The 12,445-nt window shown below is 51.3% G+C and carries 10 protein-coding genes; 7 read left to right on the top strand and 3 right to left on the bottom strand.

The features are described from left to right. On the bottom strand, nt 1-750 hold a 750-nt coding region (locus KQJ18_RS16410), incomplete at its 3' end, for a LacI family DNA-binding transcriptional regulator (RefSeq protein ID WP_216422317.1). Nucleotides 751-980: 230 nt separating this feature from the next. Between KQJ18_RS16410 and pspE the strand changes: the two genes are divergently transcribed. The 5 genes from pspE to KQJ18_RS16385 all read left to right on the top strand — a co-directional run bounded on the left by pspE (nt 981) and on the right by KQJ18_RS16385 (nt 8,294). Next, a complete protein-coding gene (gene pspE / locus KQJ18_RS16405; protein ID WP_038640891.1) occupies nt 981-1,298 on the top strand; it encodes a thiosulfate sulfurtransferase PspE in 318 nt (105 codons plus the stop codon). 142 nt (nt 1,299-1,440) lie between these two features. After that, a complete protein-coding gene (locus KQJ18_RS16400) occupies nt 1,441-2,838 on the top strand; it encodes a YcjX family protein (RefSeq protein WP_216422315.1) in 1,398 nt (465 codons plus the stop codon). After that, on the top strand, nt 2,835-3,896 hold the full coding sequence (locus KQJ18_RS16395; RefSeq protein ID WP_216422314.1) for a YcjF family protein: 1,062 nt from the start codon (nt 2,835-2,837) through the stop codon (nt 3,894-3,896). Before KQJ18_RS16400 ends, KQJ18_RS16395 begins: the two co-directional genes overlap by 4 nt. A gap of 146 nt (nt 3,897-4,042) precedes the next feature. Then, on the top strand, nt 4,043-5,584 hold the full coding sequence (gene tyrR / locus KQJ18_RS16390; protein ID WP_216422313.1) for a transcriptional regulator TyrR: 1,542 nt from the start codon (nt 4,043-4,045) through the stop codon (nt 5,582-5,584). Between the two features lie 217 nt (nt 5,585-5,801). After that, on the top strand, nt 5,802-8,294 hold the full coding sequence (locus KQJ18_RS16385; RefSeq protein ID WP_150345078.1) for a lysozyme: 2,493 nt from the start codon (nt 5,802-5,804) through the stop codon (nt 8,292-8,294). 155 nt (nt 8,295-8,449) lie between these two features. On the opposite strand, the gene tpx is transcribed toward KQJ18_RS16385, so the two are convergent. Further along, nucleotides 8,450-8,956 (bottom strand): thiol peroxidase, encoded by a 507-nt coding sequence (gene tpx / locus KQJ18_RS16380; protein ID WP_085048121.1) that lies wholly within the window; start codon nt 8,954-8,956, stop codon nt 8,450-8,452. Between the two features lie 115 nt (nt 8,957-9,071). Here tpx and ycjG point away from each other — a divergent pair, with 115 nt between their 5' ends. Then, entirely contained in the window at nt 9,072-10,037 is a 966-nt protein-coding gene (gene ycjG / locus KQJ18_RS16375; RefSeq protein ID WP_087856141.1) for an L-Ala-D/L-Glu epimerase, read from the top strand. On the opposite strand, the gene mpaA is transcribed toward ycjG, so the two are convergent. Continuing rightward, nucleotides 10,012-10,740, bottom strand: coding sequence for a murein tripeptide amidase MpaA (gene mpaA / locus KQJ18_RS16370; protein ID WP_087856184.1), 729 nt, complete (start codon nt 10,738-10,740; stop codon nt 10,012-10,014). The two genes, ycjG and mpaA, sit on opposite strands and share 26 nt — an antisense overlap. A gap of 184 nt (nt 10,741-10,924) precedes the next feature. Between mpaA and KQJ18_RS16365 the strand changes: the two genes are divergently transcribed. Beyond that, a partial coding sequence (locus tag KQJ18_RS16365; protein ID WP_216422312.1) for a peptide ABC transporter substrate-binding protein occupies nt 10,925-12,445 on the top strand: 1,521 nt, incomplete at its 3' end.

Raw genomic sequence — 12,445 nt, 5'->3', positions numbered from 1 at the left:
GGCAAATACTGCGTCGGGTAACGGTTGTTGACTCAGTAATTTCCGCGAAGCGAGCAGGGCGGTCTCATGAGTATAACCCCCATCAATAATCCACTCATCGCGTATTTGAATATTATGTGCCTGAAGACTGGCTTTATACCCGTTGACGCGATCGATGGAAACATGAACGTCAAGCGGGGCATGTAAACAGGCAATATTACTGTGGCCGTTCTCAATAAGCGCATTTGTCAGTGTGATGCTGTCACGATAGTTATCAGTGTCTACAGAATACACATTGGCATACTCTCCTTCCACTTTACCAATAACCACGACCGGGACGTTATATTTATCCAGTCTTGCAAAAAAAGATTCATCGGCAGGAGAACTCAGCATAATGATGCCTTTGATCAATTTTTGCTTAATTTTACTCTCACATTTTTGTAAATCATCTTCGGTGCTTCGCGACGTCTGTAATATGACATCAAAACCGACTTCTTCGGCTTTGGCCGTAATAGCATGCAGCACTTCAGAGAAAAAGGGATTACCGGCGGTTGTTTTGGCAGAACGGGTTGATATCACCATTATTGCGTCAAAGCCGGAAGAGGTGAGCGCCCGAGCCAGTTTATTGGGCTGATACTGTAACTCATCAATAGCGCGCAGCACTTTTTCCAGCGCTTCCGGCGAGATGTTGGTTTGCTTATTCAGCACGCGCGATACCGTGGATTTTGATACGCCAGCGGCTCGTGCAATATCATAAATGGTAGGAGACATAGATCCCAAGCTCCGTCCGAGAGTCAATGGCGGACATATTATGGAGTTCAATGCCGAATGACAACAATCACAGAATGCTGACAGAAAAATCAAAAGACACACCGCACAATGTGTTACCTGAAGAACAATGCGATCTGCTGGTGTGTACGATGATAATGCAGTCGCAATATTTTCTTAAGAACTGGCGTATAGTGTTGTAGTGAAATCCAACTATCGATCAGGAAGATATTATGTTTAAAAAAGGCGTATTAGCGTTGGCACTGGTCATTGGCATGCCGGTTTATGCTGCCGAACACTGGATTGATGTTCGTGTTCCTGAGCAATACCAACAGCAGCACATTCAGGGGGCCGTCAATATTCCGTTAAAAGAGATGAAGGCGCGTATCGCAACAGAAGTGCCTGATAAGACCGACACCGTGAAGTTGTATTGCAACTCCGGGCGTCAGTCGGGGCAGGCGAAGGATATGCTCGTTGAAATGGGCTACACGCAGGTGACGAATGAAGGTGGAATCAACCAGATCGCGCTGCCAAAAGTAGAGAATAACTAAACCATCCGTATATCTTCTGTAACAGGCGGCAGGAATAATGCCGTCTGACACCGCTCAGGTAGTTGATAAATAAGAATTGACCCCTATCTTTACTTCCTGTTTGTTATAATTTCTTCGGTTCCTTCAGCATAACGGGATGGCGATGAAGCGACTTAAAAATGAACTCAATTCGCTGGTTAATCGCGGCGTAGATCGGCATTTGCGCCTGGCTGTCACCGGGCTTAGCCGTAGCGGTAAGACGGCGTTCATCACCGCGATGGTAAACCAGTTACTCAATATTCATGCCGGTGCGCGACTGCCGTTGCTCAGTTGTGTGCGCGAAGAACGTCTGCTCGGCGTTAAACGGGTTCCTCAACGTGATTTTGGCATTCCGCGCTTTACCTATGATGAGGGACTGGCTCAACTGTATGGTTCTCCGCCAGCCTGGCCGACACCGACGCGCGGGGTGAGCGAAATTCGCCTGGCGCTGCGCTACAAGTCCAATGACTCTTTGCTGCGCCACTTCAAAGACACCTCCACGCTATACCTGGAAATCGTCGATTATCCGGGCGAGTGGCTGCTCGATCTACCGATGCTGGCGCAGGATTACCTGAGCTGGTCGCGGCAAATGACCGGATTATTGCAAGGTCAGCGGGGCGAATGGTCGGCCAGATGGCGACAGCTATGCCAGGGGCTGGATCCGCTGGCCCCTGCTGATGAAAACCGTCTGGCGGAAATTGCCGCCGCGTGGACGGAGTATTTGCATCAGTGCAAACAGCAGGGGCTGCATTTTATTCAACCAGGACGCTTTGTCCTGCCGGGAGATATGGCGGGTGCGCCCGCGCTGCAATTCTTCCCGTGGCCGGATGTAGAAGAATACGGCGAATCTAAGCTGGCGCAGGCGGACAAACACACCAACGCAGGCATGTTGCGCGAGCGGTTTAATTACTATTGCGAAAAGGTTGTGAAGGGCTTTTATAAGAATCACTTCCTGCGTTTTGATCGCCAGATTGTACTGGTGGATTGTTTGCAACCGCTCAACAGCGGACCACAGGCGTTCAATGATATGCGTCTGGCGCTGACCCAATTGATGCAAAGCTTCCATTACGGGCAGCGTACGCTGTTTCGTCGGCTGTTCTCTCCGGTGATCGACAAACTGTTATTTGCCGCCACCAAAGCTGACCATGTCACGGTCGATCAGCACGCCAATATGGTGTCGTTGCTCCAGCAACTGATTCAGGATGCCTGGCAAAACGCCGCGTTCGAAGGTATTAGCATGGATTGTCTGGGCCTGGCATCGGTACAGGCAACCACCAGCGGCCTGATTGATGTGAAAGGCGAAAAGATCCCAGCGCTGCGTGGCAATCGCCTGAGCGATGGCGAACCGCTGATCGTCTATCCTGGTGAAGTGCCCGCACGACTGCCAGGACAGGCATTCTGGGACAGACAGGGATTTCAGTTTGAAGCATTTCGCCCGCAGGTGATGGATGTTGATAAACCCTTACCGCATATCCGTCTTGATGCCGCGCTGGAGTTTTTAATAGGAGATAAATTGCGATGAGCGAGCCGTTAAAACCGCGTATCGATTTCTCAGGTCCGCTGGACGTGGAACAAAACACGGCGTTTAAAGCGCAGCAAATGTTCAATGAAACGGAAGCGCAGACCTTTGCTCCGGCGACACTGGATGAGCCTCTGGAAGACGAAGGTCAGGCAGAAGCGGTGATTGATGCTGCCTTGCGTCCTAAACGCAGTTTGTGGCGCAAAATGGTGATGGGCGGGCTGGCGCTGTTTGGTGTGAGTGTTGTCGCACAGGGCGTACAGTGGACCATGAATGCCTGGCAGACTCAGGACTGGGTCGCGCTGGGAGGGTGCGCCGCGGGCGCGCTGATCGTCGGCGCGGGCGTGGGGTCGGTGGTGACCGAGTGGCGCAGGTTGTGGCGTTTGCGCCAGCGAGCGCATGAACGTGATGAAGCGCGAGACCTGTTTCATAGCCACGGAACAGGAAAAGGTCGCGCATTTTGTGAAAAGCTGGCGCAGCAGGCGGGTATTGATCAGTCCCATCCGGCGTTACAGCGCTGGTATGCCTCTATCCACGAAACGCAAAACGATCGTGAAATCGTCAGCCTGTATGCCCATCTTGTGCAACCGGTGCTGGACGCGCAGGCGCGACGTGAGATCAGTCGTTCTGCGGCGGAGTCCACGCTGATGATTGCCGTCAGCCCACTGGCGCTGGTGGATATGGCATTTATCGCCTGGCGCAATCTGCGGCTGATTAATCGTATTGCCTCGCTGTATGGCATTGAGCTCGGGTATTACAGTCGTCTGCGTCTGTTCCGGCTGGTGCTGCTGAATATCGCCTTTGCCGGCGCCAGCGAATTGGTCCGCGAGGTTGGTATGGACTGGATGTCGCAAGATCTGGCGGCGCGCTTATCCACACGTGCTGCGCAGGGTATTGGTGCCGGGCTGTTAACGGCGCGTCTGGGTATTAAAGCGATGGAACTCTGCCGTCCGCTCCCGTGGATCGATGACGATAAACCACGACTTGGGGATTTTCGCCGCCAGTTGATTGGTCAGGTCAAAGAGACCTTACAAAAGAACAAATCTCCGCGTGAAAGTTAACTGGAACAGGGCGTCGATGGTATAACTTTACGCCGCGGCGCCCAATTTTCCAGCGTGCTGTCAATATTTGTTGACAGAGTTCTTCCTGCAAACCAAATACTGTCTTATCATTTAACACATAATCCCTTGTCCAGGTGAAGGTTCCTATGCGTTTGGAAGTCTTTTGTGAAGACCGACTTGGTCTGACCCGCGAATTGCTCGATTTACTGGTGCTGAGAAGCATTGATTTACGCGGTATCGAGATTGACCCCATCGGGCGAATTTACCTTAATTTTGCGGAACTGGAGTTCACCAACTTCAGTAGTCTGATGGCTGAAATCCGCCGTATTTCAGGAGTTATGGATGTACGTACCGTCCCCTGGATGCCTTCCGAACGGGAACATCTGGCGCTGAGTGCGCTGCTCGAGGCATTGCCTGAACCCGTTCTTTCTCTGGATATGAAAAGCAAAATTGAGATGGCGAACCCTGCGAGTTGTCAGCTTTTTGCTCACTCTCAGGAGCGGATGCGTAATCATACTGCCGCCCAGTTAATCAATGGTTTTAACTTCCAGCGCTGGCTCGAAAGCAATCCGCAGGATTCACATAGCGAGCATGTCGTGATTAACGGACAGAATTTCCTGATGGAAATTACGCCAGTTCATTTGCAGGGTGAAAATCAGGAGCAAATGCTGACGGGAGCCGTCGTCATGCTGCGTTCCACCATCCGAATGGGGCGTCAGTTGCAAAATATGACCACGCAGGATCTGAGCGCGTTTAGCCAGATTATTGCCGTCAGCGCCAAAATGAAGCATGTCGTAGAACAGGCCCGTAAGCTGGCGACGCTGAGCGCACCGTTGCTGATCACCGGTAATACCGGTACGGGTAAGGATCTCTTTGCCCATGCCTGTCATCTGGCGAGCCCGCGTGCGGCGAAGCCGTATCTGGCGCTGAACTGTGCGTCGATCCCTGAAGACGCGGTCGAAAGCGAGCTGTTTGGTCACGCAGGGGAAGGTAAAAAAGGGTTCTTCGAGCAGGCTAACGGCGGCTCGGTGCTGCTGGATGAGATTGGCGAAATGTCGCCGAGCATGCAGACCAAATTGTTGCGTTTCCTCAATGACGGGACCTTCCGCCGGGTTGGCGAAGATCATGAAGTCCATGTCGATGTACGTGTGATTTGCGCCACGCAAAAGAACCTGGTGGAGTTGGTGCAGAAAGGTTTGTTCCGCGAAGATCTGTATTATCGTCTGAACGTGCTGACCCTCAACCTGCCGCCGCTGCGCGATTGTCCGCAAGATATCATGCCGCTCACCGAACTGTTTGTGGCGCGTTTTGCCGACGAACAGGGCGTACCGCGTCCGAAACTGTCCGCCGATCTCAGTACGGTATTAACCCGCTACGGTTGGCCAGGTAACGTGCGCCAGCTTAAAAATGCCATCTATCGGGCGTTGACCCAGTTAGAGGGATATGAGTTGCGGCCACAGGATATATTATTGCCAGATTACGATGCGGCAACGGTTGCGGTCGGAGAAGAGGTGATGGAAGGCTCGCTGGATGAAATTACCAGCCGCTTTGAACGCTCTGTGCTGACGCAGTTGTATATGAATTACCCCAGCACGCGTAAACTGGCCAAACGGCTTGGTGTTTCACATACTGCGATCGCTAACAAGTTACGCGAGTATGGTTTGAATCAAAAGAAAAGTGAAGAATAAAGTATTATTGCCAATCCTGATTATGGGGTTGGCATTTTTTATTTGTTCATATTATTAATTTATTTTAATGTATTTATATTGAATATTAATACTCATGTGACCAGTATCCCTCATTCTTAATTAATTATCCCTGTAGTTGCTATTCATTTCACTCATTCCGCATTCCTCTTACAATTAACCGCATTTTGAATAATGCGATTATTAATAAGGGATGATTATGAAACTTAATATATTTACCAAAACAATAATTGGAATGGGCGCATTATGCGTCGCAGCACCCGTATTGGCTCTTGAAGCCTGGAGTGGACAAGAAGGAACCGGCCCTTACGAAGTTATTTATGACAGCGGCGTCTATACCAATGCCTGGTGGGTTGGCGCTTCAGATTGTCCGGGAAATGCCTCAGATGACGAAGCTAATAATCCCTGGCGTTTTGAACGTGATGCAACCGCTGCAGAAATCGCAGAATACGGTAACCCGACAACCTGCGACACTGGCGGCGGTACGGTAACCTATCCGGACTACAGTAGCGCAAATGCCTACAGTGCCAATGATATTGTTACCTACAACGGTGCGACCTGGCAGACTTCTACCGCACAGAGCGCATACGGTTTCACGCCGGGCGCAGCCAATCCATGGGAAGTGTATGCGGAAGTCGCGCAGTGGTCGGCAACCACGACGTACAATAAAGGCGATAAAGTTCAGAAAGATGGCCAGGAATATGAGGCGCTCTTTTATACCATTGGCGATGATCCTTCCCTGGAGGCAAACCAGAACCCGTCTGGCACCAATGGTCGCCCGTGGAAACCGCTGGGTGCTGTCGTAACTTATACGACGGATCAACTCAATAATGCGCCTGAATTTAATTCTTCAACGCTGTATGAAAGCGGGACACTCATTCGATATAACGGCGAAAACTATGTTTCCCAGGCTAAAGTCCAGAAAGTCACGCCAGCCGATACCAATCCGTGGAAAATTTATATTGACTGGTCCGGCACTAAAGCAATGGTCGGGACACCTTCATCTGCATGGCCTGCTCATGTCTACGCGCCGTATGTCGACTATACCCTGAACTCGCTGCCAGACCTTGCCAGTCTTGCCAAAAACCAGAATGTGACCCACTTCACCATGGCCTTTGTGGTGGCGAAGGATGCTGATACCTGTCTGCCAACCTGGGGCACGGCCTACAACATTAATGACTACACGCAGTACAGTAAAATTAAAGCGCTGCGTGAAGCAGGCGGAGATATCATGGTCTCCATCGGTGGCGCCAACAACTCGCCGTTGGCGGCAGCCTGTACCGACGTATCACAACTGCAGCAACACTATTATGACATCGTTGAAAACCTCAACCTGAACGTGCTGGACTTCGATATCGAAGGGACCTGGGTTGCCGACCATGACTCCATTAACCGCCGTAACGAAGCCGTTAAGGCTGCGCAGGATCAATGGAAAGCTGAAGGTCGTAGCGTAGGGATCTGGTACACGTTGCCTATTCTGCCTACCGGTCTGACCGATGACGGTCTGTATGTACTGAACGATGCGAAGGCCAAAGGTGTAAATCTGGCGGGCGTAAACGTGATGGCGATGGACTACGGCAGCAGTATCTGTCAGTCCGACGGTACGGAAGGGCAGAATATTCATGGCAAATGTGCAACCTCAGCTATAGAAAACCTGTCAAGCCAGTTAAAACAGATATTCACCGATAAGAGCGATGACGAGATCAACGCCATGATGGGCGTTACGCCGATGAACGGCTACAACGACGTGCAGGGCGAAGTGTTCTATCTGTCGGATGCTAACCTGGTGATGGACGATGCCAAAGATCGCGATATGGGCATGATTGGTATGTGGTCGATGATGCGTGATCAGCCGGGTGTTGCCGGTCAGGTCTCGCCGGAACACAGTGGGTTAACGGAATCTCAGGCACCGCAATACGCCTTCAGCGAAGTGTTTGCACCGTTTACCCATAGCGATGAGACACCGGCAGAGACGGAAATCAAAGACATCAATGTTGACAAATCGAAATCTAACCCGGAATTAAAATGGACGCAAAATACTGCCAGTATTGAGAGTGGGGAGTATACCGTTACATTGCAACACGATGGCTGGAATATTGATGCCGTTGGTGAGCCGTACTATTTCGGTAAATACGGCAACAAAGGGAACGACCAGGTAACGATAACCGATTCAGGTAATGGTTATTCCACGGTTAAGTTATCCATAATGTCTGGATTCATTACCGAAGGGCATAACGTTACAGTTACCGATGCGAAAGGTAACGTTGTGTTAACTTATCAGTACACACTTGAAGATGTGAGTACGGGCAGCCCTTCGCAAATTGCATCGTCAGAGACGTCGGTTAAAAATGGTTCGTTGACGTATACGATTAATGCAAGTACGTCGATGATGATTACGTATCAGTACGTTAACTTTTATTACGATTCAACCGACGCGAAAGGAAAAACGACCACCAATTTTTGTGGCTCATGGTTCCATGGGGGGGTCAAGAAGTCCGGTAAAGGTTGTTCCACGGTGTTGAATTCGCAGCGGGGTTACTGGTCGCCTTCTGAGACTATCTCTGTGAATAAACTGAAAGCGGGTGATAAAGTTTATGCGGCTACCGCCGACGGCAGTAGTGAAAGTGCAAAAATATTTACCGTGCTGGATTCGATTACCTTAACGGATGAGATGTTAAAAGCGTCCAGGTAAGTTAAAAAAGTCCTCACCTTCAAAGCCGTAACAGCAATGTTACGGCTTACTTGTTGTCTATGGAAAACCCCCAGCCTGGCTGGAGGGGCTGTGCACAATAAAAAACCCCGCCGTAGCGAGGTTGAGAATGTGTTGTATAGAAGGCTAAGTGTTTATTACGCTTTCAGCACGTCCAGAGCGGCAGTGTAATCCGGCTCGTTGGTAATTTCATTGACCAGTTGGCTGAAAATAACGTTGTCATTCTCGTCGATAACCACCACGGCGCGCGCGGCCAGCCCTTTTAATGGGCCTTCAGTGATTTCAACACCGTAGTTTTTCAGGAATTCTGCATTGCGCAGGGTGGACAGCGTGATAACGTTGCTCAGACCTTCCGCACCGCAAAAACGAGAATGGGCAAAGGGCAGGTCGGCCGAAACGCACAGTACGACGGTATTGTCGATTTCTGTCGCCAGTTGGTTAAACTTACGTACCGATGCCGCGCAAACGCCGGTATCGATGCTTGGGAAAATATTCAGCACTTTGCGCTTGCCGGCGAACTGGCCCAGCGTAACGTCAGACAGATCTTTAGCCACAAGGGTAAAAGCCTGAGCTTTGCTTCCTGCCTGAGGAATGGAGCCAGCGACTGCAACCGGGTTGCCCTGGAAATGAACGGTTTGTGACATGGTTATCTTCCTGTTTACATATAGTTAACGTCGAGGCTAGTTTATGCCATCAGCAGTTAACACGGCAAACGCTATTTGCGGATATCCGCTTCAGGGACTGCACTAAGGAAAACGAATGAGAACAGTAAAGGTATATGAGGAAGCCTGGCCGCTGCACACTCCCTTTGTTATTGCCCGTGGGAGCAGAACCGAAGCGCATGTGGTGGTGGTCGAAGTGGAAGAAAATGGTGTCACAGGCGTCGGAGAGTGTACGCCTTATCCGCGCTACGGTGAAAGCGATGCCTCAGTGCTGGCGCAAATTATGAGCATTGCGCCACAACTGGAAAATGGACTGACGCGTGAAGAACTGCAAAAGCTGCTGCCAGCGGGAGCGGCGCGTAACGCGGTGGACTGTGCGTTGTGGGATCTGAATGCGCGACAACAGCAGTTGTCTCTGGCTGAGCTGGTGGGTTGCGAACTGGCTGAGGTGGTGACGACAGCGCAAACGGTGGTGATTGGAACGCCCGAACAGATGGCGGCGAGCGCGGCGGCACTGTGGGAGAATGGGGCGAGACTGCTGAAAGTCAAACTGGATGCCCGTTTAATCAGCGAACGGATGGTTGCCATTCGTGCGGCTGTTCCTGAGGCCACGATCATCGTCGACGCTAACGAATCCTGGCGGGCAGAGGGCCTGGCCGCGCGCTGTCAGCTTCTGGCTGATTTAGGGGTTGCGATGCTGGAACAACCGCTCCCGGCGCAGGATGATGCCGCGCTGGAGAATTTTGTGCATCCGCTACCGATCTGCGCAGATGAAAGTTGCCACACCCGCAGCAGCCTGAAAGCGCTGCACGGGCGCTATGAAATGGTCAATATCAAACTGGATAAAACAGGGGGCCTGACCGAAGCGCTGGCGCTGGCCGTCGATGCGCGCGAGCAGGGATTTGCGCTGATGCTGGGCTGCATGCTGTGTACATCCCGGGCGATTAGCGCGGCGTTACCCCTCACGCCGCAGGTCAGTTTTGCCGATCTCGATGGACCTACCTGGCTTGCCAGCGACGCGGAGCCATCCCTGCATTTTACGACCGGACAGCTTCATCTCTAGGGTGCCAACGCAGGAGATTGGACATGGCCAGCAGGTATTTCTCGCTCGCTTCATCGGATGAAATGGGCGGAAATTCGGCGGTGATACAGTGCAAGTTCAGGTCGGCGCACCAGCTACCAAAAGAGCCAGGCGTTTCGTAACCTACGCTGGTGACAAGCGGCAATTCAAATGACTGCGCCAGCCATGCGCCTAACTCGCTGCGTCTGGGATCTTCAATACAGGCCAGCGGATCGTGAAAAGAAACCACCCAGGCGGGATGAATCCGGTGAATAAGATGACACAGCGCCTGGGTTTCTGGTTCTGACCCCGGATGCTCGCCGGTCAGCAAAACCACGTCGCGTTCTTCGGCGCTACTGTTCCAGCGATATACCGTTTCACCCGCTTTCCAGTTTGCGGCAGGAAAATTACGGTTAAGATCTACGCCGTTCGCATTTGCGCGCAGCCCAAGCTGGCAACCGTCGGGGTTCACCGCCAGCACCACATGGTGACGACGCAGGGAAGGGTTAAGCGTACGCAATGCGCAGGAAAGGGTGACGACAGATGAGTTTTCGTCGCCGTGCGTACCTGCCAGTATCAGGCCGCTTTCATGATCGGCTGCCAGCGCAGGAAACCAGATTAGCGGTGCGCCTAACGATGAACGTCCGTAATGTTCGGTTCCTGGCGGAAATGCGCCGCGCTCGGCACGGGGACGGGTAGCGGTCATAGTCATCTCTAAATGCTCGAATAGTTACTCGCAGTGTTGTGCAAAATGTATGGATAATCAAATCGTTTTCACACACTTATCTTTTCAGGTGTAATATCACTTTCTTGTCGGAAGTTAATTGCATTTCCTGCTGGCGATACAAATAATTACACATTCACTTAGTAGCCGGAATTGAGGGTATTTTATGCAGCATTCTGTTTCAGTAACCTGTTGTGCGCTGTTGGTTAGTAGCATTTCCTTATCATGGGCTGCTGATGTTCCCAGCGGAACGGTACTGGCAGAGAAACAAGAACTGGTGCGGCATATAAAAGATGAACCGGCGTCGCTTGATCCGGCAAAGGCCGTCGGACTTCCTGAAATTCAGGTCATTCGTGATTTATTTGAAGGGCTGGTCAATCAGAATGAGAAGGGAGAAATTGTTCCTGGCGTCGCCACCCAGTGGAAAAGTAACGATAACCGCATCTGGACGTTTACGCTACGTGACAATGCGCAATGGTCCGATGGTACACCGGTAACGGCGCAGGATTTTGTCTACAGCTGGCAGCGTCTGGTTGATCCCAAAACACTATCACCGTTTGCGTGGTTTGCTGCGCTGGCGGGTATTAGCAATGCTCAGGCGATCATCGATGGCAAAGCAGCGCCTGATAAGCTTGGCGTTAGCGCGGTCGATGCGCGTACATTAAAAGTTCAACTGGATAAACCGCTCCCCTGGTTTGCCAATCTGACGGCAAGTTTTGCATTTTATCCGGTACAAAAAGCCAATGTTGAGAGCGGCAAAGAGTGGACCAAACCGGGTAATCTGATTGGTAACGGCGCCTACGTGCTCAAAGATCGCGTCGTAAATGAAAAACTGGTCGTTGTACCGAATACGCATTACTGGGACAACGGCAAAACGGTTCTGCAAAAAGTCACCTTCCTGCCCATTAATCAGGAATCGGCAGCCACTAAGCGCTACCTTGCGGGTGATATTGATATCACGGAATCCTTCCCGAAAAACATGTATCAGAAACTGTTGAAGGATATTCCGGGCCAGGTTTATACCCCGCCTCAGCTTGGCACTTACTATTATGCCTTTAATACCCAGAAGGGACCGACTGCCGATTCCCGCGTGCGCCTGGCGCTGAGTATGACGATCGATCGTCGTTTGATGGCGGAGAAAGTATTAGGTACCGGCGAGAAGCCCGCCTGGCATTTCACGCCGGATGTTACGGCAGGATTTGTACCTGAACCTTCGCCGTTTGAGCAAATGAGTCAGGAAGAGTTGAATGCTCAGGCGAAAACCCTGCTGCGTGCAGCTGGCTATGGTCCACAGAAACCGCTTAAACTGACGCTGCTGTACAATACCTCTGAAAACCACCAAAAGATTGCTATCGCAGTGGCTTCTATGTGGAAGAAAAACCTCGGTGTCGACGTAAAACTGCAGAATCAGGAGTGGAAAACCTATATCGACAGCCGTAATACCGGCAATTTTGATGTGATCCGCGCTTCCTGGGTGGGGGACTACAATGAGCCTTCTACGTTCCTGTCGTTATTAACATCGACCCATACGGGCAATATCTCCCGCTTTAATAATCCGGCATACGATAAAGTATTAACTCAGGCTACGTTGGAAAATACCGAGAAGGCGCGGAATGCGGATTATAATACGGCAGAGAAAATTCTGATGGAACAGGCACCTATTGCACCAATTTATCAGTATACCAAC

This window comes from Citrobacter sp. S55_ASV_140 (assembly GCF_018919505.1).
GTDB lineage: Bacteria > Pseudomonadota > Gammaproteobacteria > Enterobacterales > Enterobacteriaceae > Citrobacter > Citrobacter werkmanii.
The sequence above is the reverse complement of the archived record's forward strand: the minus strand, read 5'-3'. Positions and strand labels throughout refer to the sequence as shown.

Excerpts from the sequence above, each read along its gene's own strand:
- KQJ18_RS16400 (WP_216422315.1), top strand. The coding sequence starts at position 1,441 with ATGAAGCGACTTAAAAATGAACTCAATTCGCTGGTTAATCGCGGCGTA.
- ycjG (WP_087856141.1), top strand. The coding sequence starts at position 9,072 with ATGAGAACAGTAAAGGTATATGAGGAAGCCTGGCCGCTGCACACTCCC.
- tpx (WP_085048121.1), bottom strand. The coding sequence starts at position 8,956 with ATGTCACAAACCGTTCATTTCCAGGGCAACCCGGTTGCAGTCGCTGGC.
- mpaA (WP_087856184.1), bottom strand. The coding sequence starts at position 10,740 with ATGACCGCTACCCGTCCCCGTGCCGAGCGCGGCGCATTTCCGCCAGGA.
- pspE (WP_038640891.1), top strand. The coding sequence starts at position 981 with ATGTTTAAAAAAGGCGTATTAGCGTTGGCACTGGTCATTGGCATGCCG.
- tyrR (WP_216422313.1), top strand. The coding sequence starts at position 4,043 with ATGCGTTTGGAAGTCTTTTGTGAAGACCGACTTGGTCTGACCCGCGAA.
- KQJ18_RS16385 (WP_150345078.1), top strand. The coding sequence starts at position 5,802 with ATGAAACTTAATATATTTACCAAAACAATAATTGGAATGGGCGCATTA.
- KQJ18_RS16395 (WP_216422314.1), top strand. The coding sequence starts at position 2,835 with ATGAGCGAGCCGTTAAAACCGCGTATCGATTTCTCAGGTCCGCTGGAC.